The organism is Roseicella sp. DB1501 (genome assembly GCF_013112485.1).
Lineage (GTDB): Bacteria > Pseudomonadota > Alphaproteobacteria > Acetobacterales > Acetobacteraceae > Paracraurococcus.
Map to the genome: position 1 here is coordinate 664857 of NZ_JABFHG010000001.1, position 23631 is coordinate 688487.

19 protein-coding genes are annotated in these 23631 nt (G+C 73.7%); 12 read left to right on the top strand and 7 right to left on the bottom strand.

The window, feature by feature from the left end; all coding sequences use genetic code 11:
- Positions 1–1191 carry an efflux RND transporter periplasmic adaptor subunit gene (locus HJG45_RS03190; protein ID WP_171610598.1) on the bottom strand — a complete coding sequence of 397 codons (1191 nt, stop codon included), beginning with the start codon at positions 1189–1191 and terminating at the stop codon, positions 1–3.
- Between the two features lie 124 nt (positions 1192–1315).
- On the opposite strand from HJG45_RS03190, the gene HJG45_RS03195 reads away from it, so the two are divergent.
- Positions 1316–1993, top strand: a complete 678-nt coding sequence (locus HJG45_RS03195) for a TetR/AcrR family transcriptional regulator (protein ID WP_171610599.1) — start codon at positions 1316–1318, stop codon at positions 1991–1993.
- 16 nt (positions 1994–2009) lie between these two features.
- On the opposite strand, the gene dinB is transcribed toward HJG45_RS03195, so the two are convergent.
- Both dinB and HJG45_RS03205 read right to left on the bottom strand, forming a co-directional pair.
- A complete protein-coding gene (dinB, locus tag HJG45_RS03200; protein ID WP_368040504.1) occupies positions 2010–3101 on the bottom strand; it encodes a DNA polymerase IV in 1092 nt (363 codons plus the stop codon).
- 63 nt (positions 3102–3164) lie between these two features.
- A complete protein-coding gene (locus HJG45_RS03205) occupies positions 3165–4028 on the bottom strand; it encodes a hypothetical protein (RefSeq protein ID WP_171610601.1) in 864 nt (287 codons plus the stop codon).
- 173 nt (positions 4029–4201) lie between these two features.
- Between HJG45_RS03205 and HJG45_RS03210 the strand changes: the two genes are divergently transcribed.
- Both HJG45_RS03210 and HJG45_RS03215 read left to right on the top strand, forming a co-directional pair.
- On the top strand, positions 4202–4930 hold the full coding sequence (locus HJG45_RS03210) for an aspartate/glutamate racemase family protein (protein ID WP_171610602.1): 729 nt from the start codon (positions 4202–4204) through the stop codon (positions 4928–4930).
- A 68-nt stretch (positions 4931–4998) separates the two neighbouring features.
- Positions 4999–7149 carry a TonB-dependent receptor gene (locus HJG45_RS03215; RefSeq protein ID WP_171610603.1) on the top strand — a complete coding sequence of 717 codons (2151 nt, stop codon included), beginning with the start codon at positions 4999–5001 and terminating at the stop codon, positions 7147–7149.
- Between the two features lie 106 nt (positions 7150–7255).
- Here HJG45_RS03215 and pncA read toward each other — a convergent pair whose 3' ends face one another.
- Complete coding sequence (gene pncA / locus HJG45_RS03220; RefSeq protein ID WP_171610604.1) at positions 7256–7912, bottom strand: bifunctional nicotinamidase/pyrazinamidase; 657 nt, start codon at positions 7910–7912, stop codon at positions 7256–7258.
- 98 nt (positions 7913–8010) lie between these two features.
- On the opposite strand from pncA, the gene ggt reads away from it, so the two are divergent.
- From ggt to HJG45_RS03235, 3 genes are all read left to right on the top strand, one after another.
- A complete protein-coding gene (gene ggt / locus HJG45_RS03225; RefSeq protein WP_171610605.1) occupies positions 8011–9759 on the top strand; it encodes a gamma-glutamyltransferase in 1749 nt (582 codons plus the stop codon).
- A 201-nt stretch (positions 9760–9960) separates the two neighbouring features.
- Positions 9961–11778, top strand: a complete 1818-nt coding sequence (locus tag HJG45_RS03230; RefSeq protein WP_171610606.1) for an ATP-binding protein — start codon at positions 9961–9963, stop codon at positions 11776–11778.
- 171 nt (positions 11779–11949) lie between these two features.
- Positions 11950–13266, top strand: a complete 1317-nt coding sequence (locus HJG45_RS03235) for an NtaA/DmoA family FMN-dependent monooxygenase (protein ID WP_171610607.1) — start codon at positions 11950–11952, stop codon at positions 13264–13266.
- A 6-nt stretch (positions 13267–13272) separates the two neighbouring features.
- Here HJG45_RS03235 and HJG45_RS03240 read toward each other — a convergent pair whose 3' ends face one another.
- The gene (locus HJG45_RS03240) at positions 13273–13932 is read right to left on the bottom strand and encodes a LysE family transporter (protein WP_171610608.1); all 660 of its coding nucleotides are present in this window, start codon (positions 13930–13932) and stop codon (positions 13273–13275) included.
- A 188-nt stretch (positions 13933–14120) separates the two neighbouring features.
- Here HJG45_RS03240 and HJG45_RS03245 point away from each other — a divergent pair, with 188 nt between their 5' ends.
- Both HJG45_RS03245 and HJG45_RS03250 read left to right on the top strand, forming a co-directional pair.
- The gene (locus HJG45_RS03245; RefSeq protein ID WP_171610609.1) at positions 14121–15092 is read left to right on the top strand and encodes a 2-hydroxyacid dehydrogenase; all 972 of its coding nucleotides are present in this window, start codon (positions 14121–14123) and stop codon (positions 15090–15092) included.
- Between the two features lie 162 nt (positions 15093–15254).
- Positions 15255–17111, top strand: a complete 1857-nt coding sequence (locus HJG45_RS03250) for an ABC transporter ATP-binding protein/permease (RefSeq protein WP_171610610.1) — start codon at positions 15255–15257, stop codon at positions 17109–17111.
- Positions 17112–17147: 36 nt separating this feature from the next.
- Here the strand turns inward: HJG45_RS03250 and HJG45_RS03255 are convergent, their stop codons facing one another.
- Positions 17148–18344 (bottom strand): LLM class flavin-dependent oxidoreductase, encoded by a 1197-nt coding sequence (locus tag HJG45_RS03255; protein WP_171610611.1) that lies wholly within the window; start codon positions 18342–18344, stop codon positions 17148–17150.
- Between the two features lie 208 nt (positions 18345–18552).
- On the opposite strand from HJG45_RS03255, the gene HJG45_RS03260 reads away from it, so the two are divergent.
- Complete coding sequence (locus HJG45_RS03260) at positions 18553–19527, top strand: hypothetical protein (protein WP_171610612.1); 975 nt, start codon at positions 18553–18555, stop codon at positions 19525–19527.
- Between the two features lie 126 nt (positions 19528–19653).
- On the opposite strand, the gene HJG45_RS03265 is transcribed toward HJG45_RS03260, so the two are convergent.
- Positions 19654–20835, bottom strand: coding sequence for a YncE family protein (locus tag HJG45_RS03265; RefSeq protein WP_171610613.1), 1182 nt, complete (start codon positions 20833–20835; stop codon positions 19654–19656).
- 115 nt (positions 20836–20950) lie between these two features.
- On the opposite strand from HJG45_RS03265, the gene HJG45_RS03270 reads away from it, so the two are divergent.
- The 3 genes from HJG45_RS03270 (at position 20951) to HJG45_RS03280 (ending at position 23631) form a co-directional block, all read left to right on the top strand.
- Entirely contained in the window at positions 20951–21871 is a 921-nt protein-coding gene (locus HJG45_RS03270; protein WP_171610614.1) for a 2-dehydro-3-deoxygalactonokinase, read from the top strand.
- On the top strand, positions 21862–22488 hold the full coding sequence (locus HJG45_RS03275; RefSeq protein WP_171610615.1) for a 2-dehydro-3-deoxy-6-phosphogalactonate aldolase: 627 nt from the start codon (positions 21862–21864) through the stop codon (positions 22486–22488). Before HJG45_RS03270 ends, HJG45_RS03275 begins: the two co-directional genes overlap by 10 nt.
- Before the next feature lie 87 nt (positions 22489–22575).
- Positions 22576–23631 carry a TRAP transporter substrate-binding protein gene (locus HJG45_RS03280; RefSeq protein WP_171610616.1) on the top strand — a complete coding sequence of 352 codons (1056 nt, stop codon included), beginning with the start codon at positions 22576–22578 and terminating at the stop codon, positions 23629–23631.

The window sequence follows — 23631 nt, forward strand, 5'->3', positions numbered from 1 at the left end:
TCAGCGCGCCAGGGCGACGCGGTCGCCCTCGCTGAGGAAGCCGGCGCCGGTCGCCACCACGCGCTCGCCCTCGGCGAGGCCGGAGACGACCTCCACCTGCCCGTCCTGGCGCAGGCCGGTGGCGATGCGGCGCGCCTCGACATGCTCGGCGCCCTCGGCCAGCACGAAGACCACCGGCGCGCCATTGCGGAACACCACCGCCTCCTGCGGCACGGCGAGGACCGGAGCGGCGGCGGGCGGCGTGATCTCGCCGCGCGCGAACATGCCGGGCCGCAATCCGGAGTCGGGCGGCAGGGTCAGGTGCACGATGCCGAGCCGCGTGTCGCCGGCCACCACCGGCGCCACCGCCCGCACCCGCGCCGGGATCTCGCGCTCGCCATGGAAGACCCGCGCCGCCTGGCCCGGGGCGATGCCGGCGAGGTCGAGCTCCGGCACCCGGGCATCGAGCTCCAGCCTCCCGTCGCGGATCAGCCGCAGCATCTCCTGCCCGGGCTGCACCACGGCGCCGGGCAGGACGCTGCGGCGGGAGACGATGCCGTCGCTCGGCGCCAGGATGCGGGTCTGGGCGAGGCGCGCCGCCGCTTCCTCGCGGCGGGCGCGGGCGGCCGCGAGGCGCGCCGCCGCCTGCCGGGTCGCGGATTGGCGCTGCTCGAGGGTCTGGCGGGCGACGCTCTCGGTGCGGGCGAGCTCGGTCGAGCGGCGGAGATCGGCCTCGGCGATGCGCAGCGCCGCCTCGGCCTCGGCCTCGGCCGCCTCGGCCTGCGCCAGCTGGGCCGCTGGCAGGGCGGGGTCGAGCCGGACCAGCACCTGGCCCTGCCGCACCGCATCGCCCTCCTCAAAACCCACTTCAACCACGCGCAGCCCACCGGTCTCGGTGCCGATCACCAGCTCCTGCCAGGCGGTGACCGAGCCGTCGCCGATCGCCGGGCGGCGCAGCGCCAGCCGCCGCACCGGAATCAGGCCGACGGTCAGCGCCGGCGGCGGCTCCACGGCGGCGGCCAAGGGCGAGGTGGTCGGGAGCGGGGCGGGCGGGGCCGGGCGCAGGGCCAGCCAGAGCCCGGCGCCGGCGAGCAGCGGGACGAGCGCCGCCAGGCCGAGCCACAGGCCGCGACGCCGCGCCGCGGGGCGCGTCGCATCGCCCCTGGTGAGCTGATCGGAGGTGAGCCGATCAGGAAGCGGGTGGTCCGGCATGCTGGTCCTCGGGCCTCCCGGCCTCTCCTCTCACCGGCCATTGACCAGATGGTCAATAGCTGCGACAGGCAATCTAGTGATACTGACCGAAAGGTCAACAACCGGATCGAGGGATGACGGACCGATGACCGAGGCCGCGGGGCGGGACGCGACGGACGGGGCAACGCCCCGGCAGGAAACCCGCTCTCGCCTGCCGCCCGAGGCGCGCATGCCGCAGATCCTGGAGGCGGCGATCGAGGAGTTCGCCGAGCGCGGCTATGCCGGCGCCCGCATGGCGGCGGTCGCCAGCCGCGCCGGCATCGCCAAGGGGTTGATCTACCACTACTTCCCCTCCAAGGCCGAGCTGTTCCAGGCGAGCATCGCGGCCTGCGCCCGGCCGATCTTCGAGGATGCGGAGCGGCGGCTCAGCGGCTTCCAGGGCTCGGCGCGGCAGTTGCTCGCCGACCTGATCGGCCTGGCCTATGCGCGCATCCGCGAGGAGCAGCGCGAGCGCGCCCTCTTCCGCCTCATCCTCACCGAGGCCGAACGCGTCCCGGCCCTGGCGGAGTTCTACCGCCGGGAGATCCTGGAACGCGCCCTCGGCATCGCGCAGGCGGTGCTGCGCGCCGGCATCGCCTCGGGCGAGTTCCGCCCGGCGGCGGCCGCGCTGCCCGGCCTCGCCGCGGTGATCATGGCGCCGGCCGTGGCCGGCTCGGTCTGGCAGATGATCCTCGGCGATGCCGCGCCCGACCTCGCCGCCATGCAGGCGGCGCATCTCGACCTGCTGCTCGCCGGCCTCGGCGCCGGCGGGCCCGCCGGCTGACCCCTCGCCGCGCAGCTCATCCCCCGGCGGGCGGCGGATGCCCGAAATCGAAGCTCGGCTGCGCCCCCGCCTCCGCTTCCGCCGCGCCCACCGTCACGCCGAGCAGCCGCACCGGCCGCCGCAGCGGGAACAGCCCGCGCACCAGCTCGAGCGCCGCCGCGATGAGCGCCTCGCGGTCCCGCACCGGCAGCGGCCGGGTGCGGCTGCGGGTGACGGTGCGGAAATCGGCGTAGCGCAGCTTCACCGTCACCGTGCGGCCGAACCAGCGATGCTGCTCGCACCACGCCGCCACTTCGGCCGCCAGCGCCGCCACCCCGGCCTCCACCTGCCCCGTCTCGGTCAGGTCCTGCGGATAGGTGGTCTCGCTGCCGCTCGAGCGGCGCGGCCGGTCGGGCCGCACCGGCCGGTCGTCCTCGCCGCGGGCGATGGCGTGGAAATGCGCCCCGGCCTTGCCGAAATGCTGCTGCAGGAAGGCGAGCGGGCGTTCGCGCAGGTCGCGGCCGGTGCGGATGCCGAGCCGGTGCATCTTCGCCGCCGTCGCCGGGCCGACGCCGTGGAAGCGCGCCACCTCCAGCCCCTCGACGAAGCCCGGCCCCATCTCCGGCGTGATGACGAACTGCCCATCCGGCTTGCGGTGGTCGGAGGCGAGCTTGGCGAGGAACTTGTTGTAGGAGACGCCGGCCGAGGCGGTCAGCCCGGTCTCCGCGCGGATCGCCGCGCGGATCTCGGTGGCGATGCGGCTGGCCCAGGGGATGCCCTTCAGGTTCTCGGTGACGTCGAGATAGGCCTCGTCGAGCGAGAGCGGCTCGACCAGCGGCGTGTAGGCCTCGTAGATGCCGCGGATCTGGCGCGAGATGGCGCGGTAGACCTCGAAGCGCGGCTTCACGAAGACCAGCTCGGGGCAGAGCCGCAGCGCCTGGCTGGAGGGCATGGCGGAGCGGACGCCGAAGCGCCTCGCCTCGTAGCTCGCCGCCGCCACCACGCCGCGCTCGCGCGAGCCGCCGACGGCCAGCGGCCGGCTGCGCAGGGCGGGGTCGTCGCGCTGCTCGACGCTGGCATAGAAGGCGTCGAGATCGACATGGCAGATCTTGCGGACCGGCGGGGTCACGGAGGGGGGCGTCACGGGCAGCGGCTCCGCCGCCGAGGATAGCATGCCGCGCGACTGCCGGCCTCAGCGCCCGAAGGCGGCGAGCAGGAAGCCGAGGAGGTGGTCGGCGGCGACCAGCGTCGCGGCCGGGTCGGGCCAGGCGCGCAGCCGCCCACCCTGCCCGGTCGGGTCCGGCAGCAGCAGCGCGGCGCCGGGCGGCGCCAGGCCGAGCGCATCCCAGCCATAGCCGGTGCCGGCCAGCATGCGGCGCCGCGCCCGCGCGGCGGGCGGGATGGCGGCCGCCAGCGCCTCGCAGGCCGCGGCGCCGTTCGCCGGATCGGCCTCGCCATGCAGCAGCAGCACGCGCCCCACCGCGAGGCCCCGGGCGGCCTCCGCCAGCGTCGCGTCGCAGCCCGGATAGAGCAGCGCCAGGGCCACCGGGGCTGCCATCGGGGCTGCCATCGGGGCTGGTTGGGCGGCGAGCGCCAGCAGGGCCGCGCGCGCGCCGGCGCCGAGGCCGAGCACGGCGACGCGCCGGCCATCGAGCCGCGCATCGCCGGCGATGGCGGCGAGGCCGGCCGCGAGCCAGGCCTCGGTCCGGGCCTCGGCGCCCTCGGGGGATTCGAGCAGGGCGATGCCGTTCTCCAGCAGCCGGTCGCCATAGGCGATGACGCCCGTCGTGCCGCCATCGACATCGGGCAGCAGGATCGCCACCGGCCAAGGCTCGCCTGGCCTCCGCCCCGCTGACCGATGCCCTGTTGGCGGCGCGGTGCGCGGCAGGGTGAGGATGCCGAAGGCTGGGCCGAGCGGCAGCACCTCGCTGCCGCCGGGCGGGTCCGGCATCGGCTCCGCGGCCCGCGCCGCGGCCAGGGCAAGCAAGGGGGTCAGCAAGAGGGCGAGCAGCACGGCCAACCGCGCCCCCCGCCGCCACCAGGTTGCGGCTCGCACCACGCGTCTCCTCGATCACCGCGCCCGTCTCGCCCGGGCCCTCGCCGCCGGGCCTGCGCCCTGCCCGCGATCCGGGCCCGACGCTGCCATGCCGGCCTTCCGCCCGCCGTGCCGCGCCGCACGCGCCGCGCCGCGCCGTTGACCATCCGGCCGCCGCTGCCGGAGAAGGGAGCATGGACAGCCCCCTCCGCCTCGGCATGCTCACCCCCTCCTCGAACACCGTGCTGGAGCCGCTGACCGCGGCGCTGCTCGCCGACCTGCCGGCGGCCACGGCGCATTTCGCCCGCTTCCGCGTGGTGGCGATCGACATGGGCGCGGGATCGCGGTCGCAATTCGACCTCGCGCCGGTCCTTGCCGCGGCGGATCTGCTGGCCGATGCCAAGGTGCATGCGATCTGTTGGAACGGCACCTCGGGCGCCTGGCTCGGCCTCGAGCAGGACCGCGCGCTCTGCGCCGCCATCGCCGAACGCACCGGCATCCCGGCGACCACCGCGACGCTCGCCCTCATGCGCGCCCTGGCCGCCCTCGACGCGCGCCGGGTCGGGCTGGTGACGCCCTATCTGGGCGAGGTGCAGCGGGCGATCGCGGCGCGCTGGGCCGAGGCCGGGCTCGACTGCGTCGCCGAGCGGCATCTGGAGGATCCGGGCAATTTCAGCTTCGCCACGCATGGCGAGGTGGTGATCGAGCGGCTGGTGCGCGAGGTGGCCGCGGCGGGGCCGGAGGCGATCGCCATCCACTGCACCAATTTCCGCGGCGCCCGCGTGGCGCCGCGGCTCGAGGCCGAGTTCGGCATCCCGGTGCTCGACAGCGTCTCGGTCTCGCTCTGGGGCGCCTTCGGGGCGGCCGGCGCGGATGCGGCGCCGCTGGCACGGCACGGGCGCGTCTTCGCCCTGCCCTGGTAGCGCGGCGGCTGGGAAAAACGCGCCGCAGCAGCCTTGTCGAGCGGTTACGTTATAATATAACTCTACCCATGACCCACCGCCTCGGCCTCGGCCTCCTGCTCGCGCCCCTCGCCCTGCCCGCCTTCGCCCAGCCGGCCACGGGCCAGCAGACCATGCCCCAGCCGGCGGGCCAGCCGGCCGCCCCGCAACCGGCCGATGCCGCGGTGACGACGCTGCCGGAGCTGGTGGTGCAGGCGCAGCGCGCCGCGGCGGCGCGACAGGGCATCCTCGCCCGCTTCGGCGCGCGCGAGACGACGGTGGACCGCGAGACGATCGAGGCGCTGCCCGGCGGCGGCGCGCAGCCGCTGAACCAGGTGCTGCTGCAGACCCCCGGCGTGGTGCAGGACAGCTTCGGCGACATCCATGTCCGCGGCGAGCACCGCAACCTGCAATACCGGCTGAACGGCGTGGCGCTGCCCGAGGGGCTTTCCGGCTTCGGCCAGGTCTTCGATGCCCGCTCGCTGCGCAGCGTCTCCGTCCTCACCGGCGCCCTGCCGGCGCAATTCGGCTTCCGCACCAACGCCGTCATCGACCTCGAGACGCGCAGCGGCGCGCTCGATCCCGGCGGCTCCGTCGGCGTGCAGGGCGGCTCGCGCGGCACGGTCCAGCCCTATGCCAACTGGGCCGGGCTGATCGGCGGCTGGGACGTCTTCGCCAGCGGCAGCTTCCTCCGCAGCGACCAGGGGATCGAGAACCCGACCAGCTCCTGGCAGGCGCGCAACGGCGGCACGGAGCAGACGCGCGGCCTCGCCTATGCCGCCCGCCAGCTCGACGACACGACCCGTCTCTCGCTCATCGCCGGCACCTCGCTGAACCGCTTCCGCATCCCGACCACGCCCGGGATCGCGCCGGAATACACCGCCTATGGCGTCTCCGACTTCGACAGCACCGCGCTGCGCGCCCGGCAATGGGAGCGCACCTGGTACGGCACCGCCGCCCTGCAGAAGAGCTGGGGCGATGTCGACCTGCAGATCGCGCCCTTCATCCGCTCCTCCTCCATCCATTACGTGCCGAGCGTGGTGGGGGAGATGGTGTTCAACGGCGTCGCCTCGGATGTCTATCGCGGCAGCCTCGCCATGGGCGCGCAGACCGACGCCGCCTGGCGGGTGAGCGAGCGCCACACGCTGCGCGCCGGCTTCCAGGTGACCGGCGAGCGCGCCCGCTTCCGCAGCGACACCACCGTCCTGCCGCTCGATGCCGCGGGCGAGGCGGTGGACGACCCCTTCACCCTGACCGACCGCTTCGGCCGCACCGGCTGGCTCTACGGCGCCTACATGCAGGATGAGTGGCGCATCACCGACCGGCTGACGCTCAATCTCGGCCTGCGCTGGGACCAGATGGTGGAATACGTCACCGCCGGGCAACTCTCCCCGCGCGTCAACCTGGTCTGGCGGCCGACCGACACCACCACGGTCCATGCCGGCTACGCCCGCACCTTCACCCCGCCGCAATTCGAGCTGGTCTCGAACGCCACGCTGGCGCAATTCGAGGGGACCACCGGCGCGCCGGCGAACCTGCGGAACGACCCGGTGCGGCCGGAGCGGGCGCATCGCTTCGACATCGGCGTCTCGCAGCGCCTGGGCGAGCGCCTCACCCTCGGCGTCGATGCCTATTACAAGGACGTGCGGGACCTGCTCGATTTCGGGCAGTTCGGCAACGCGCTGATCTTCACGCCCTTCAACTACCGCCAGGGCAAGATCTACGGCGTCGAGTTCAGCGGCAACTGGCGCAGCGAGCGCTGGCTGGTCTACGGCAACCTCGCCATCAGCCGCTCGGCGGCGCGGGACATCCGCTCGGCACAGTTCACCTTCGATGCCGAGGAGCTGGACTACATCGCCGGCAAATATGTCCGCACCGATCACGACCAGCTCTTCACCGGCTCGGCCGGCGCCATCTGGCGAGGCTGGGAGGGCGGCCGGCTCTCGGCCAGCATGCTCTACGGCAACGGGCTGCGGCGCGGCTTCGCCAATTCCGAGAAGCTGCCGGCCTATGCCACCTTCAATTTCGGCGTGGCGCAGGACTTCACCGGGCCGGATGGCGGCATCTGGACGGCGCGGCTCGACCTCATCAACGCCTTCGACAGCATCTACCAGCTGCGCGACGGCAGTGGCATCGGCGTCGGCGCGCCGCAATACGGGCTCAGGCGGACGGTGCTGGCGGGGCTGAGCCGGGCGTTCTAGCCATCCCCACGACGTCGCTGCGCGCCGTCGCGGGGGCCCCGTGATTCGCTTTTGATCGTAAGTGCGTCACAGCCTGCCGCGGCGAAGCCGCGGCAGGGCAACGGGATCAGGCGAAGGCAGCGGTGCCGACGAAGCGGACGCCCATGGCTTCCAGCCGCCGGCGCGCCGCGTCGATGGTGGTGCCGCCGCCCTCCACCGGCAGGCCGATGCCGCGGCAGGCCTCCTCGATGACGAAGACCTGGTAGCCGAGCCGCGCCGCATCCTCGGCCGAATAGGCGACGCAGTAATCCGTGGCGAGGCCGGCGAGGAAGAGCCGCGTCACGCCGCGCTCCCGCAGCCAGCCATGCAGCCCGGTCGTGGTCCGCCGGTCGTTCTCGAAGAAGGCGGAGTAGCTGTCGACCTCCGGCCGGAAGCCCTTGCGGATCACCAGCTCGAGTCGTGCCGGCGCCAGGGCCGGATGCAGCGCGGCCGTCGCGCTGCCCTGGATGGCATGGTCCGGCCAGAGGGTCTGCGGGCCGTAGGGCATCTCGATGCTCTCGAAGGGCGCCCGGCCCGGATGCGAGGAGGCGAAGGAGGAATGCCCGGGCGGATGCCAGTCCTGGGTGGCGAAGGCATGCGCGAAGGGCCCGGCCAGCAGCCGGTTGATCACCGGCACCACCGCCTCCCCCCCGGCCACCGGCAGCTCGCCACCCGGCATGAAGGTGGGCTGGACGTCGACGACGCCGAGGATGTCGGTGGCGGCATCGAGGCGGATGGCGGTCATCGGTTCTCCCTCGCGGCAGTCGCGGCAGCTTGCAACGGGCTTCCCGCGCGCGCCACCGCGGGCTTGCCGGCAGTACCGATCGGATGGAGGCTCCCGCCATGATCGCATCCGAATGGCGCAGCCGCGCATCAAATGAGTGGCGCAGCCGCGCACCCAATGAGTGGCGCAGCCGCGCCGGGACCGCCTTCGCCTCCGAGAAGCAGCCGGCCCTCGGCAGCCGCGGCATGGTCGTGACCAACCATCCCCTCGCCTCCGCCGCCGGCGCCGAGATGCTGGCGGCCGGCGGCAATGCGGTGGATGCCGGCATCGCCGCCCTCTTCGCTCTCACCGTGGTCGAGCCGATGATGGTCGGGCTGCTCGGTGGCGGCATGACGCATCTGCGCCTGCCCGATGGCCGGCACGAGGTGCTGGACGGCCTCTCCACCGTGCCCGCTGCCGGAAGGCCGGACATGTTCACGCCGGTCAGCCAGGACTGGCCGGCGGCGCTCGAGACGGTGGGGCGGGAGAATGCGGTCGGCCCGCGCGCCGTCGCGGTGCCCGGCAACCTGCTCGCCTGGTGCGCGGCGCTGGAGCGGCACGGGCGGCTGCCGCGCGCCGATGTCGTGGCGCCGGCCATCCGCCTCGCCCGGCGCGGCTTCGCGGTCACGCCCTATCTCGCCGAATGCATCGCCGAGGCGGCGCCGGACCTGGCGCGCGACCCTGCCATCGCCGCCCTGCTGCTGCCCGGCGGCACGCCGCTGCCGGCCGGGGCGCGGCTCGTCATCGGCGCCCAGGCGGAGACGCTCGAGACCATCGCCCGCGAGGGGCCAGGGGCGCTGCATGGCGGCGCGCTCGGGGCGCTGGTCGCCGAGGAGGTCGCCCGCCGCGGCGGCCTGCTGACGGCGGCCGACCTGCGCGACATGCGCCTCGTCGCCCGCGCCCCGGTCCGCGGCACCTATCGCGGCATCGAGGTGGTGGGGCCGCCGCCGCCCTCCTCCGGCGGCGTGCATGTCATCCAGATGCTGAACATCCTGGAGGGCTTCGACCTGCAGCATCTCGGCTTCGGCACGGCCGAGAGTTGCCACCTGATCGCCGAGGCGCTGAAGATCGCCTTCGCCGACCGCGCCGCCGCCACCGCCGATCCGGATTTCGTCCCGGTGCCGGTCGAGACGCTGCTCTCCAAATCCTATGCCGCCGAGCGGCGCGCGGCGATCGACCCGGGCCGGGCGCAGGCCTGGTCTGCCGGCGTGCCGGCCGCGGGCGAGAGCCCGAACACCACGCATCTGACCGTCGCCGATGCCGAGGGCCGCATCCTCTGCGCGACGCACACCATCAACAGCCTGTTCGGCGCCCGCTTCCTGATCCCGGCGCTCGGGTTGATCCCGAACAACTACATGGCGCTGTTCGACCCGCGGCCGGGCCATGCCCTCTCCATCGCGCCCGGCAAGCGGATCACCACCAGCCAGGCGCCGCTGATCGCGCTGCGCGACGGGGTGCCGATGGTGGCGCTCGGCCTACCCGGGGGATTGCGCATCTTCGGCTCGGCCATGCAGGCGCTGATCAACCTGATCGACCACGGGATGAGCCTGCAGGAGGCGGTGGAGGCGCCGCGGCTCTGGACCCAGGGCCAGGCCCTCGAGATGGAGGCGGGCTTCGGCAGCGCGGCCGAGGCCGGGCTGCGCGCGCTCGGCCATGCGCCGCTGATGCTGCCGCATGTCGCGGGCGGCATGTGCGCGATCGGCTTCGGGCCCGAGGGGATGCTCGAGGGCGCCGCCTGCTGGCGGGCGGATGGCACGGCGATCGGCCTCGGCGGCGGCCTGGCACGCGCCGGCGTGCGATTCTGGCCGGACCAGTCCCGCGGACGCTGAAGAGCCGGCGCGCAGGGGTCGCCAGCCGCGCCAGACGCACAAGCCGGGATGCACAATCCGGGGCGCGCAATCCGGAGCGGGAGACGGTTGCTCCCGGAATGCATGACCCGCTATACAACCTGGGATTAAGAAAACATCGCAGAGAACGCCTTTTGCGTGCGTTCCCTGCCTGTGTCCTCGCAGGGTGCATGTCTCTTGCAGTTGACCACATCCGCCCGAGTCGCGCTCAGCTTCGCCCTGGCGGCCGTCTTCGCCTGGCTGTTCCTCCTCATCTGGCGGCGCGACAGGACCCAGCCGGCCCTGACCTGGTGGGCCGCCGCGCATGTCGCCTGGGCGCTGTCGATGCCGGTCTTCGCGCTGCGCGGACTGGTGCCGGACTGGATCCCGATCCTGCTCGGCAATGCCGCCGTCTGCTTCGGCTACGGCCTGCTCTGGGGCGGCACACGGCGCTTCTCCGGCCTCAGCGTGCATGCGCCGGGCCTGCTGGCGGGCGCGGCGGCCTGGGGCATCTTCTGCCTGCTGCCCGGCTTTCTCACCTCCCTGCCCGAGCGCGTCGCGCTGGGCTCGACGATCATCACGCTCTACAGCCTGGCGAATGCGCAGGCCTTCCGCCAGGGCATGCGGCGGCACCGGCTGCCCTCGCACCGCGCGGCGGTCGGCGTGCTGATCGCGCACGGCGTCACCTATGCGGCGCGCGCCGGATTGGCCTTCCTCCTGCCCTTCCACAGCCATGGCGGCGAGGCGCCGGCAGCGATGTGGGACGACATCATCGCCATCATCGGCGTCGCCTTGCTCGCCAGCCATGCGGTGCTGCTCGTCGCCCTGGCCGGGGAGCGCAGCGCCCTGGCGACCGAGGCGGTGCTGACCCGGGCGCGCGACACCGCCACCGCGGCGAGCCGGGAGAAGTCCCGCTTCCTCGCCCGCATGAGCCATGAACTGCGCACCCCGCTCAACGGCGTCTTCGGCATGGCGCAGGTGCTGGCGCGGGACCCCACGCTCTCGGCCCACCAGCGCGAGCAGGCGGAGACGCTTGAGCAGGCGGGGCGGCACCTGCTGGCCATCGTCAACGACGTGCTCGACCTCACCCGCATCGAGGCCGGCCGGCTCGAGCTCGCGCCGCGGCCTGTGCCGCTGCGGGACCTGCTGCGGGAGGCGCTGGACCTGGTCCGCGGCGCCGCGGCGGAGAAGCGGATCGACCTGGTGCCGGACCTGGCGCCCGACCTGCCGGGGACGCTGCTCGCCGATCCGGTGCGGCTGCGGCAGATCCTGCTGAACCTGCTGGGCAATGCCGTGAAGTTCACGCCGGCGGGCGGCGCCGTGACCCTCGAGGCGCGCTGCCTGCCGGAGGGCGGGCTGAGCCTCGCCGTCCTCGATACCGGCCCGGGGGTTCCGGCCGAGTTGCGGGAGAACCTCTTCGTCGAGTTCGCCCAGGCGCGGCAGGAGAGCGAGGCCGGGCGCGGCACCGGCCTCGGCCTCGCCATCAGCGCCGCGCTGGCGCGCGCCATGGACGGCCGGCTCGATTATTGCCCGGGGCCGGAGGGGCGCGGCAGCCGCTTCACCGCCAGCCTGCCGCTGCCCGCCGCAGGACCGGCCGCACCCGCCCTAATTCCCGCCCCTCTGGTCCTGTCGCCGCGCGACGGGCTGCGCATCCTCGTCGTCGACGATGCCGCGGCCAACCGACGGATCGCCCGCGCCATGCTGGAGCAGGATGGCCATGCGGTGCTGGAAGCGGCGGACGGGTCGCAGGCGTTGGCCGCCCTGCGGGCCGGGGCGCGGCCGGACCTGGTGCTGATGGATATCGGCATGCCCGGGCTGGACGGCTACGCGACCACGGGGCTGATCCGCGCCCTGCCGGGGCCGATGGGCCGCGTGCCGGTCGTCGCCCTCACCGCCTATGCCATGCCGGAGGACGGCGCGGCCATCCGCGCGGCGGGCATGGACGGGCATCTGACGAAGCCGATCGACCGCGCGGTGCTGCGGGCTGAGCTGGCGCGGCTGACCCCGGCCGGCGCGGACTAGAGCGTGATCGCTTGAGGTGGACGCACCGAACAGCGTGACTCACGCGATCAAGCAACGGCCTGGACCATGACCCGCGACCCTGTGTGAGCGGATCATGGTCCAGCGGCCCGGCCCGGCCCGGCTGGCATGGGGCATGCTAGGCTCGCGGCATCTCACCGCGGGAGTCGATGCATGCCCAAGCCCTTCCACCTTGGCTGGTTCCTGCAGGGATCCTCGGTCCAGGCCTGGGGAGAGCCCTGGACGGGTGCGATCGGCCGCGACTGGATGGTCCCCGACCTGTTCTGCGACATGGCGCGCTCGCTTGAGCGCGCCTGCTTCGACTACATCCTGATCGAGGACAGCTCCTATGTCGGGGAGAGCTTCGGCGGCTCGACCGAGATCTACCTGAAGCACGGCCTCGCCGTGCCGCGCCAGGACCCGGCCGTCACCGCGACGCTGATGGCCGCGGCGACGCGGCGCATCGGCATCGTGCCGACCTTCGCCACCTTCACCCACCCGCCCTACCTGCTGGCGCGGATGATCGCCTCGCTCGACCAGGTGAGCTCGGGGCGCATCGGCTGGAACATGGTGACCGGCAGCTCGGACGTCGCGGCGCGGAATTACGGGCTGGATCGGCTGCCGGAACACGACCTGCGCTACGACATGGCCGATGAGTACATGCAGGTGGTGAACGGCCTCTGGGACAGTTGGGCGCCGGGCGCGATCCTCGCCGACGAGGAGAGCGGCGTGCTGGTCGACCCCGCCAAGGTGCATGCGGTGGATTTCGAGGGCCGCTGGTACCGCACCCACGGGCCGCTGAACTCCGGCCCCTGCCCGCAGGGGCGGCCGGTGATCGCCCAGGCCGGCGGCAGCCCGCGCGGCCGGCAATTCGCCGCCGGCAATGCCGACACCATCGTCGCCAGCATCAAGGGCACCGGCGCGATGAAGGCCTATCGCGACGATGTCCGCGCCCGCGCCGCCGCGGCCGGGCGCAACCCGGACCATGTGAAGCTGCTCTACCTGGTCAATCCCTGCCTCGGCGAGACGGCGGAGGAGGCCGCCGCGCGCCTCGACGCCCGCAAGGCCCGGGCCGAGCGGCAGGTGCCGCAGCTCCTCGCCTTCTTCGGCAAGATCACCAATATCGACTTCTCCCGCTTCGACCTCGACGCGCCGGTCGATTCGCTCGACCTGCACACCAACGGCCACCAGCAGAGCCTCGACGACTTCAAGCGCGTCGCCGGCAAGCGCAGCCTGCGCGAGGCGATGCTGAGCTATCGCGGCAGCAGCGGCTCGATCGAGCTGGTCGGCACGCCGGATGCGGTCGCCGGCCAGATGGCCGAGGCGATGGAGGAGGTGGGCGGCGACGGCTTCCTGATCTCCATGGGCGATGTCAGCCGCCGCACCATCGCCGAGGTGGCGGATGGCCTGGTGCCGGCGCTGCAGCGCCGCGGCCTGGCCCGGCGCGCCTATGGCCACGCGCAGTTCCGCGACAACCTGCTGGAGTTCTGAGCGCCGTCACGGCATCGACGCCTCGAGCAGCCGGGCGCTGCGCAGGCCGATGATCCCGGCCGCCGCCAGCATGACCAGGCCGGCGGCCAGGCGCATCAGGCCCTGCCGCCGCGCCACAGCCCCGAGCACGCGCCCGCGCGCCATGGCGGCCAGCGCGGCATAGGCGGCGTAGACCGCGGCCGCCGCGCCGATATAGGCGCCGCCGAGGACGAGGCTCTGCGGCAGGTGCGGACGCGCCGGGTCGAGGAAGCCGGCCGCGGCCGAGACGGCGAAGGAGAGCGAGATCGGGTTGCCGAGCGTCATGACGAAGCCGCCGGCGACCACCCCGATCTGGCTCTCCGGCCAGCGTGGCGCGGCGCCTCCCACCGCTGCCGCGCCGGCGCGATCGAGGCCGCGCCGCAGCAGGCGCAGCCCGAGCAGCAGCAGCACCGCCGCCGCCGCGCCCTGCCCCGCCGCGAGCAGCGCCGGCGAGGCCATCAGCGCCGCGCCGGCCATGAGGCTGAGGGAGATCGTGACGCAGTGGCCGAGGATCAGCCCCGCCATCGCCGCGCCTGCGAAGCGTGCGCCCCCTAGCAGCGCACTGGCCAGGACATGCGCGACGGCCGGTCCCGGCGTCGCCATGACGGCGAGGGAGAGGAAGAGGAACCCGGCGACGTCCTGCGGCATGGCTGCGCCCCACGCTTCGGCCCCAGGCCTCTAGCCCTGCGGCGTGTCCTCGCGCTGTGCGCCACCGTATGCCGCCGGCGGCCCAGTTCCCTGGCCGATCCGGGGCGGCGGAGACGCGGCGCCGGGCGCCGGGCTTGCCGTCGCCGCCGGCCCCGGCCATGACGGAGGCAAGACCCGGAGGAACGGTCATGGCCCCGCGCATCCTGATGATGGACAACCCGCTGAGCGCGATGGATCTCGCGCGCGAGCTCGCGCCGCCCGAGATGGAGATGGTGGTCGCGCCGCTCGGCAGCCCGGAATTCGAGGCGGCGCTGCCGGGGGCGGATTTCATCGTCGGCTTCGGCAGCCGCGCCATCGATGCCGGGCTCTATGCCCGGGCGCCGCGGCTGAAGCTGCTGCAGCTCCTCTCGGCCGGCTACGACACCATCGACATCGAGGCGGCGCGGCAGGCCGGCATCCCGGTCTGCAACAATGGCGGCGCCAATTCCACCGCCGTAGCCGAGCATGCGATCCTGCTCATGCTCGCCGCCTGCCGCCGCCTGGTCTGGCAGCACCAGAGCGTCGCCGCCGGGCGCTGGCGCGGCAACGACCTGGCCGGGACGAAGCTCTACGAGCTGCGCGACAAGACGCTCGGCATCGTCGGGCTGGGCGCGATCGGCAAGAAGGTGGCGCGGCTGGCCAACGCCTTCGGCATGGACGTGCAGTATTACGACATCCGCCGCGTCTCGGAGGCCGAGGAGGACGCGCTCGCGGTCCGCTTCCGCCTGCTCGGCGAGATCCTGGCGAATGCCGACATCGTCTCCCTGCACGTGCCGCTGACCCCGGCGACGCGGCACATGATCGGCGCCGCCGAGCTCGCCCGCATGAAGCCGACCGCCTATCTCATCAACACCTGCCGCGGCCCGGTGGTGGACGAGCCGGCGCTGGCCGCCGCGCTGGCCGAGAGCCGCATCGCCGGGGCCGGGCTCGACGTCTTCGACCAGGAGCCGCCGGCGGCGGACAACCCGCTCTTCCGGCTGAACACCGTGGTGCTGACGCCGCATTTCGCCGGCCCGACCTGGGACAACCAGCAGGCCCGCTTCCGCAACGCCTTCGACAACTGCCAGCGCGTCGCCCGCGGCGAGAGGCCGCTCTGGATCATCCCCGAGCTGGCGGGCTGACCGCGCGCCCGGCGGCCCGGCCCCCCTTTGGGGTCGGGCTGCCGGGCAAGTTTGCCACAGTTGCCCCGGTCCCACCCCATTTCCGCCGCATTTTCCTGGCGAGGGCACGCTTGTCCATATAGGTACTCCCTAGACTGATCAACTATTAGGGGAGTGCCCGTCTTGGCCAGCGATCCTGCGGACCGCTCCCGCCATGGCGCGCTGCGAAGCACGCTCCATCTCGCCCGCGGCTGGTACGGCTCCGGCGAGCGGCGTCTCGCCTGGGGGCTCACCGCCCTCGTCGTGCTTCTCACCCTGGCGCAGATCGCCACCACCCTCGGGCTGAACGCCTGGAACGGCGCCTTCTTCTCGGCGCTCGAGCGGCGCGACCAGTCGGGCATGACGCTGCAGGCCTGGCTCTTTCCCCTGCTCGCCCTGCTGACCATGGCGCTCGCCGTGGCGCAGCTCTGGGCGAAGCAGATCCTCGCCCTCTCCTGGCGGCGCTGGCTGGTGGAGCACCTGCAGGGGCGCTGGGTGCGCGACGGGCGCAACTACCACATGGCGCTGCTGCCCGAGGCGGCCGACAACCCGGACCAGCGGATCAGCGAGAACACCCGCTGGGCCACCGCCGTCTCGGTCGAGCTCGGCACCAGCCTGTTCTACGCCGCGGTCAACCTCGTCACCTTCGTCGGGCTGCTCTGGTCCCTCTCGGCCGCCATCCCGGTCGCGGGCGTCGCGCTGCCGGGCGGCATGCTCGGCCTCGCCCTGCTCTACGCGGCCGGCGGCACGCTGGTCACCTGGCTGGTCGGCCGGCCGCTGATCGGCATCCATATCGACCGCAACCAGGCGGAATCGGAGCACCGCTTCGCCCTCATCCGCCAGCGCGAGCAGGCCGAGGCGGTGGCCATGCTGGGCGGCGGCGCCGACGAGGCGGGGCGGCTGAACCAGACCTTCGGCCAGGTGGTCGGCGTGATGCACCGCATGCTGCGGCAGGAGCGCCACCTGATGTGGATCGCCTCCGGCTACGGCATGGTCGCCGCCACCCTGCCGCTGCTGCTGGCGAGCCCGAGCTACTTCGCCGGGGCGATCGGCCTCGGCACGCTGGTGCAGCTCGGTCAGGCCTTCGCCGAGGTGGTGCGCGCCCTCTCCTGGCTGCAGGAGCACTGGCCGCAGGTCGCCGACTGGCGCAGCCATATGGAGCGCATCATGGCGCTCGAGGACAGCCTCGCCGCGGCGGGCCGGCTGGCGGAGCGCGGCGGCATCGCGGTCGAGGAAGGCGGGTCTCTGCTCGCCCTCGACGCGCTGACGCTCCGCAGCCCGACCGGCCAGGTGCTGCTGGAGGAGGCCGAGGCCGAGATCCGTCCCGGCGAGCGCGTGCTGATCCAGGGCGGCAGCGGCTGCGGCAAGAGCACGCTGATCCGCGCCGCCGCCGGGCTCTGGCCCTGGGGCGAGGGCCGCATCCGCCGGCCGGCGCGGACCGAGACGCTGCTGCTGCCGCAACGCCCCTACCTGCCGCTCGGCACGCTGCGCGCGGCGGTCTGCTACCCCGCCGGGCCGGGCGATGTCGACACGGCGGCGATCGTCCTCGCCCTGACGCGCTGCGGCCTGGGCGGGCTGGCGGCGCGGCTCGACGAGGCGGGGCGCTGGGACCGCATCCTGTCGCTCGGCGAGCAGCAACGCCTCGGCTTCGCTCGGCTGCTGCTGCTCCGGCCGCGCTGGGCGCTGCTGGACGAGGCGACCTCGGCGCTCGACGAGATCGCCGAGGCGGGACTGATGCGGCTCTTCGAGCAGGAGCTGGCGGGGGTGGGGCTGGTCTCGACCGGCGACCGGCCGGGTCTCGCGCGTTGGCACGACCGCGTCCTGCGGATCGAGGAGGGCAGGCTCATCGGCGCCGCTGCCGCCGCGCTGCCGCCCCTGCCCGCGCCAGGCCGGCTGCGGGTGGCGCATGCGCATGCGCTGCCGGAGCAGCGGCCGGCGCCGCGGCCCGACCGCCAGGCCGCGCCGGCCCGGGCGATGCAGGGCCGGCTGCAGGCGCTCTGACGCAACCGCCCGGCCTGCGCGGCCGGGCGGAGCGGATCAGAGATCGACCTTCCCGGTATGCAGCTTCATGCGCATGTGGTCCGGCACTTCCTGCCCGGCATCGGTGAAGGCCTTGCGCAGCGCGCCCATGCTCGGGCCGAAGATGCCGGTGCGGTTCTCGCTGCACCATTCGCGGCTCTGCGCCGGCATGGCGAGGGAGCCCTGGAAGCGCGGCATGACCCAGCGGGCGAAGAGCTCGTAGCTCCGCAGCGTGTCCTCGCGGTTCGCCCATTCATGCGCCCGGAACAGCACGCCGCCGCAGCCGCCCTCGGTGTATTCGAGCAGGCGCTCGATGCCCTTGATCAGCGTGTCGGGCGAGCCGACCAGCGTCGTGCCGGCCTTCAGCCCGTCGCCGAGCGGGTCCTCCGAGCGCATGGGCGGCCGGCCCAGCGTCTCGCTGAAATAGCTCAGCGTCTCGATCCGCTCGCCCTTGGCGACGTCGCGGAAGGCCCGCTCGTCCTCCTCGGCGCAGTGCATGTTGACCACCAGGCGCCAGCCGTCGCGCGGCAGGGTCTTGCCGTGCTTCGCCGCCTCCGCCTCGCCCTGCCGCCAGTGCTCGGCGAGCTTGGCGTTGCCGCCCGGCAGGCCGGCGCCGAGGGAGAGCAGGCCGAGCCCGTACTTGCCCGCCGCCAGCACGCCCGAGGGGGTGGTGGCGGAGGCGACGGCGATCTGGAAGCGGGGGTTGCTGTAGGGCGCGAGGTGCAGCCGCGCCTCCTTCAGCTCGAACCAGTCGGTCTTCATGGTGACCGGTTCCTCGCAGGCCAGCAGCCGGGTGATGGCGTCGAGGCTCTCATCCATCATCCGCCGCTGGTCCTCGGCCTTGATGCCCATCATGTAGGCATCGGAGACCAGGGCGCCTGGGCCCGCCCCCATCATCACCCGGCCGCGGGTCATGTGGTCGAGCTGCACGAAGCGCTGCGCCACCAGCAGCGGGTGGTGGTAGGGCAGCGAGGTCACGCCCGAGCCCAGCATGATGTGCCGCGTCCGCTCGGCGGCGGCGGCGATGAAGACCTCCGGGCTGGCGATGATCTCCCACCCCGCGGAATGGTGCTCGCCGATCCAGGCCTCGTCGTAGCCCAGATGGTCGAGCCACTGCACGAGTTCCATGTCGCGGGTCAGCGACAGCGTCGGGTTGTCCCCGACCCGGTGGAAGGGGGCGAGGAAGATGCCGAACCGCAAGCCGCGATGGGCCATGAAGGGATGCCTTTCCTGGGTGTGACGATGATTCCGTGAGCAGGCTAGGGACGGGACCGGCCGATGGTCAACCGACCGTCCTGCCGCCTGCCGGCCCGCCGCCGGCAAACCCGCGCCGCGCTGCCGCGTCATCCCAGCAGCCGGTCACGGCGACGGATCACGGCCTGCGGTCACGGTCATGCGCCGCCGCCCCTCGGGAGGAGATGCGATGAGGTTGAACCCCGCCGGGGCCCGTCCGCCGGGCAGGCTTCCCGCCCTCGCGCTGCCCGGCCTGCTGCTGTCCGGCCTGTTGCTGGCCGGCTGGACGGCGCGGGCCCGGGCCGATGCGCTGGCCGAGCTGAGCGGCAGCTTCCGCGAGGCCTATCAGGACGCCGTGGCGCAGGGCCTCGCCGGATTGCGCGCCAGCGTGCCGGTGCTGGTCAACCGCTTCGAGCAGATCGCCCTCTACCGCCCCGGGGTCGAGGCGCCCGAGCTCTTCGCCATGGACCTGGCGCAGTACCGGCAGGCGAGCGCCGTCGCGCATGCCGCGGCGACCCTCGCGGTGCGCCTGCAGCCCGACGGGCCCGGCCCGCTGGACGCGGCGCGCCGCGACTGGCTCGCCCGCTTCGAGGCGCAGCTCCGCGCCGCCGAGGCGGAGCTCGCGGAGCAGCCCGGCCTGCCGGAGGAAGTGCGGCAGCTGCAGGGCGACATGCTCGCCGAGACCCGCCGGACCACGCAGCGCATCCTGCAACGCGGCGCGGTCGAGCCTGGCCTGCTGGAGGCGCTCGGCACGCAGATGCGCGCCGGCATCGGGCGCAACCTGGAATGGGCCGCCCGGGCGCAACTCGAGCAATTCCGCGCCCAGGCCGAGCGCTGGAAGGCCGCCTATCCCGATCTCGCCTGGGACCGCGCGGTGGTCGTCGTCATCGGCGTGCACCAGGCGCGCAACGGCAACCTGCAACGGCAGTTCTTCGACTGGCTGCTGCACGACACGCCCGAGCGGCAGGACCGCGTCGTCTTCGCCGAGACGCCGGTGCCGCCGCCGCCCCTCGGCGAGGCGCGGCCCGACGACGTGCTCGGCGTGCTGGCGCGGGTCATGCTCGACAAGGATCTGGCACGGATCGTCCTCGGCGACCCGCAGGGGCTGCAGAGCGACGTCCTCGCCCCCGCCGCCGCCGCGGTGATCGGGACCTGGGGGCGGTAGGCGCCGTGTTCCGCGGCCAGGCCTTGGAGCGTGATCGCTTGAGGTGGCCTCACCGAACAGCGTGACTCACGCGATCGAACAACGGCCTGGACCATGATCCGCGACCCTGTGTGAGCGGATCATGGTCTAGCGCGGCGGGCGGCTCGCCACCGCCAGGGCCGCCGAGGCGCCGGCGATCTTGATGCGCGGCCCAGCCTCGGTCAGCTGCCCATCCTCGGCGACGCGGAAGGCCGAGAGATCCTTGTCGAGCATGTTGCCGACGAAGAGCATGCGGCCATCCGGCGAGAAGGCGGCGCCCTGCGCCCAGGCGCCGACTTGCGCCTTGGAGACCAGGGCCATGCGGCCATTCTCCACCCGCAGCATCCGGACCAGGCCGGGGCCATGGAAGGGCGAGCCGGGCCGCTTGTTGGAGCCGTTCATCACCGTCACCGCCAAGTGCCGGCCATCCGGGCTGGCGGCGATGCCCTCGGGCGTCTGACCGACGCTGATGGTGTCGACGACGCGGAAGGGCTCGCGCGTCAGGTCGATCAGGCTCACCGTATCGGCATCGCCGGTGCCGCGGCCGATATTCGCCACCGCCGCCCAGCGGCCATCCGGCGCGACCGTGACCCCATAGGGGCGCACGCCGGCGGTGATCTCGCGATCCAGCTTGGTGACCTTGTCGCCCTCGATCTGCAGCAGGTTCAGCATGTGGTCGCCGTAGCGGGTCACCAGCGCGAAGCGCCCGTCCGGGGTGAAGGCGACATCGCTGACCTCGGAGCCGACCGGGCCGATATCCACCTTGCCGGCCGGCGTCACCTGGCCGCCGGCGATGCGGTAGACGCTGACCGAGCCCTCGGCGCGGTTGGCGACCAGCGCCAGCGTGCCGGCCCGGTTGATGGAGACGCCGGCGGGCGCCGAGCCGGTCGGCAGGGTCGCGGCAATGCGCGGCGGCGTGGCGGTGAGGTCGATCACCGCCATGGTGTTGCCGGGGAGGAGCTTGCCGGGCTCGGCCGGGTCGGGGCGCTGGTTGGCGGTGACCAGGGCCAGCTTCTCGTTCGGCGTGACGGCGACGGAGCTGGGCGGGCCGATGGCGCTGGCCGGCACCGGGATCTCCGCCCGCAGCGCTGGCGGACTGACCGAGAGATCGAGGATCGAGAGTGTGTCCGGCTGCGGTTCCCGCAGCACCTTCAGCGCGCCGTTCTCGAGCGTGATTTTGTTGTCGTTCGCCGAGAGCAGGAGCTGGGCCCGGGCCGGCGGGGCCGCCGTGCCGCAGGCCAGCAGGGCGGCGGTCAGCGCGGCGAAGCCGGCGCGCGGCAGGCATGTCATGCGGCTGGCCCCCTGGAGCGGTGCCGTCGAGTGTCGGGCGCCCCGCGCCGGCTGTCCAGCCACCCCGGCGGCGGCATGGATTGCGCGGCACCCGTTGCCGGGGCAGAGGAAGAGCATGATCGGCATCGATTGGGGCACCACCGCCTTCCGCGCCTACCGCCTCGCCCCCGGCGGCGGCGTGCGCGACCGGATCGAGCGCGAGGGCGGCATCCTCACCGTCCCGCCCGGCGGCTTCCCGGCCGCGCTGCGCGAGGCGATCGGCCCCTGGCTCGCCGAGGGCGAGCGGCGGGTGCTGCTCTGCGGCATGGTCGGCAGCCGGCAGGGTTGGCAGGAGGCGCCCTACCTGCCCTGCCCGGCCGGGCCTGCCGAGATCGCCGCCGCCGTCATCGCGCTGCCCTTCGAGGGCGCCGCCTGCCGCCTCGTCCCCGGCCTGACCGCGCGCGACGCGGCCGGCGTGCCGGATGTGATGCGCGGCGAGGAGACCAAGCTGCTCGGCCTGCTGGCCGAACTGCCCGCCGGGGCGGAGGCGCTGGTCTGCCTGCCCGGCACGCACAGCAAATGGGCGCGCCTCGCCGGCGGCGGCATCGCCGGCTTCGCCACCCAGATGACCGGCGAGACCCGCGCCGTGCTGCTGCAGCACAGCATCCTCGGCCGCCTCGCCGAGCCCGGCCCCAGCTCCGGCACCGGCTCCGACGCGGCCTTCCGCCGCGGGGTGCGGCGGGCGGGCGATCCGGGCGGGCTGCTGCATCACCTGTTCGGCACGCGCGCCCTCGGCCTCGCCGGCGAGCTCGCCGCGACGGAGACGGCGAGCTACCTCTCCGGCCTGCTGATCGGCCACGAGCTGCGATCGGTGCTGGCCGAGGGCGTGCCGCAGGGGCCGGTGCACCAGGGGATGGTGCATCTCGCCGGCAGCGAGACGCTCTGCCACGCCTATGCCCTCGCCTTCGCCGAGCATGGGCTGGCGCATCGCCGGCATGCCGACGACATCGTGGCGCGCGGCCTCGCCCTGATCGCGGAGATGATCCCATGGCCCTGACGCTTGCCGAATGGCTCGACCCCTGCCCGCTCGTCGCCATCCTGCGCGGCCTGACACCGGAGGAGGCGATCCCGGTGGGCGAGGCGCTGGTCGGCGCCGGCCTCCGCGTGCTGGAGGTGCCGCTGAACTCGCCCGAGCCGGTCGAGAGCATCCGCCGCATGGCGGCGCATTTCGGCGACCGGGCGCTGGTCGGGGCCGGCACGGTGATGACGCCGGCGCAGGTCGAGGCGGTGGCCGCCGCGGGCGGGCGGCTGATGGTCACGCCGCATGCCGACCCTGCCCTGGTGCGGGCGGCGAAGGCGGCGGGGCTGCTCGCCGCGCCCGGCTTCTTCACCCCCGCCGAGGCCTTCTCGCTGCTCGCCGCCGGGGCGGATGCGCTGAAGCTCTTCCCGGCCGAGGCCGCCTCGCCCGCCGTGCTGCGGGCGCTGCTCGCGGTGCTGCCGAAGGGAACGGCGGTGCTGCCGGTCGGCGGCATGGCGGCGGACACGATCGGCCCCTGGCGGGCGGCCGGGGCGCGCGGCTTCGGAATCGGCTCCTCGCTCTACAAGCCGGGCGATACCGCCGCGGCGGTCGGCGAGCGCGCCAAGGCCCTCCTCGACAGCCTGCATGGCGGTTGAAACGATCTCGAATCAGGGGCATATCGCGAGCGGGACGGCGGCACCGCCGGCGCCATGGCTGCAACAACCATGTCGGGAAACGCCAGAATGCAACGCCGCACCGCCCTCGCATTGGGGGCGACCCTGGGTGCCACCCTCGCCCTGCCCGCGCTGATCCGCCCTGCCGGCGCGCAGGAGGCGCTGACGCTGCGGCTGCACCATTTTCTGCCGGCGGTCTCGAACGTCCACCGCTTCTTCCTGCAGCCCTGGGCGCAGAAGGTGCAGCAGGAGAGCGAGGGCCGCCTGCGCATCCAGATCTTCCCGGCCATGCAGCTCGGCGGCGCGCCGCCGCAGCTCTTCGACCAGGCGCGCGACGGGGTTGCCGACATCATCTGGACCCTGCCCGGCAACACGCCCGGCCGCTTCCCGCGGATCGAGGTCTTCGAGCTGCCCTTCGTCTCGCACAAGCGGGCGATCGCCAACTGCCTCGCCATCCAGGAATTCGCCGATGCCGAGCTGCGCGACGAGTTCCGCGAGGTGCACCCGATCTGCGTCTGGGGCCATGACCAGGGGCTGATCCATGCGCGACGCGAGGTGCGGACCATGGAGGACCTGCGCGGGTTGAAGCTGCGCTTCCCGACGCGGCTCACCGGCGAGGCGCTGCGGGCGCTCGGCGCGGCGCCGGTCGGCATGCCGGTGCCGCAGGTCCCGGAGGCGATGAGCCAGGGCGTCATCGACGGCGCCGTGGTGCCCTGGGAGGTGGTGCCCTCCATCCGCCTGCAGGAGATGGTGAAGTACCACACCGAGATCCCGGGCAGCCCGACCTTCTACATCGCCACCTTCATCCTCGCGATGAACCGCGCGAAGTACGAGGGCCTGCCGGAGGCGCTGCGCAAGGTGCTCGACGCCAATAGCGACCTGGCGGCGGCGCGCATGGCGGCCCGCCCCTGGGACGAGCGCGGTCCGGTGGTCGAGGCGGAGGTGAAGAAGCGCGGCAACCAGGTGACGGTGATCGCCGAGGCCGAGAAGGCGCGCTGGGTGGAGGCGACGAAGCCGGTCATCGACGGCTGGCTGGCGCAGATGAAGGAGCGCGGCATCGACGGCGACGCCCTGCTCGGCCGGGCCCGGGCGTTGGTGGACAAGCACGGCGCCGGCCTCGCCTGA

Excerpts from the sequence above, each read along its gene's own strand:
- HJG45_RS03190 (WP_171610598.1), bottom strand. The coding sequence starts at position 1,191 with ATGCCGGACCACCCGCTTCCTGATCGGCTCACCTCCGATCAGCTCACC.
- HJG45_RS03195 (WP_171610599.1), top strand. The coding sequence starts at position 1,316 with ATGACCGAGGCCGCGGGGCGGGACGCGACGGACGGGGCAACGCCCCGG.
- HJG45_RS03210 (WP_171610602.1), top strand. The coding sequence starts at position 4,202 with ATGGACAGCCCCCTCCGCCTCGGCATGCTCACCCCCTCCTCGAACACC.
- HJG45_RS03215 (WP_171610603.1), top strand. The coding sequence starts at position 4,999 with ATGACCCACCGCCTCGGCCTCGGCCTCCTGCTCGCGCCCCTCGCCCTG.
- pncA (WP_171610604.1), bottom strand. The coding sequence starts at position 7,912 with ATGACCGCCATCCGCCTCGATGCCGCCACCGACATCCTCGGCGTCGTC.
- ggt (WP_171610605.1), top strand. The coding sequence starts at position 8,011 with ATGATCGCATCCGAATGGCGCAGCCGCGCATCAAATGAGTGGCGCAGC.
- HJG45_RS03235 (WP_171610607.1), top strand. The coding sequence starts at position 11,950 with ATGCCCAAGCCCTTCCACCTTGGCTGGTTCCTGCAGGGATCCTCGGTC.
- HJG45_RS03240 (WP_171610608.1), bottom strand. The coding sequence starts at position 13,932 with ATGCCGCAGGACGTCGCCGGGTTCCTCTTCCTCTCCCTCGCCGTCATG.
- HJG45_RS03245 (WP_171610609.1), top strand. The coding sequence starts at position 14,121 with ATGGCCCCGCGCATCCTGATGATGGACAACCCGCTGAGCGCGATGGAT.
- HJG45_RS03255 (WP_171610611.1), bottom strand. The coding sequence starts at position 18,344 with ATGGCCCATCGCGGCTTGCGGTTCGGCATCTTCCTCGCCCCCTTCCAC.
- HJG45_RS03260 (WP_171610612.1), top strand. The coding sequence starts at position 18,553 with ATGAGGTTGAACCCCGCCGGGGCCCGTCCGCCGGGCAGGCTTCCCGCC.
- HJG45_RS03265 (WP_171610613.1), bottom strand. The coding sequence starts at position 20,835 with ATGACATGCCTGCCGCGCGCCGGCTTCGCCGCGCTGACCGCCGCCCTG.
- HJG45_RS03270 (WP_171610614.1), top strand. The coding sequence starts at position 20,951 with ATGATCGGCATCGATTGGGGCACCACCGCCTTCCGCGCCTACCGCCTC.
- HJG45_RS03275 (WP_171610615.1), top strand. The coding sequence starts at position 21,862 with ATGGCCCTGACGCTTGCCGAATGGCTCGACCCCTGCCCGCTCGTCGCC.
- HJG45_RS03280 (WP_171610616.1), top strand. The coding sequence starts at position 22,576 with ATGCAACGCCGCACCGCCCTCGCATTGGGGGCGACCCTGGGTGCCACC.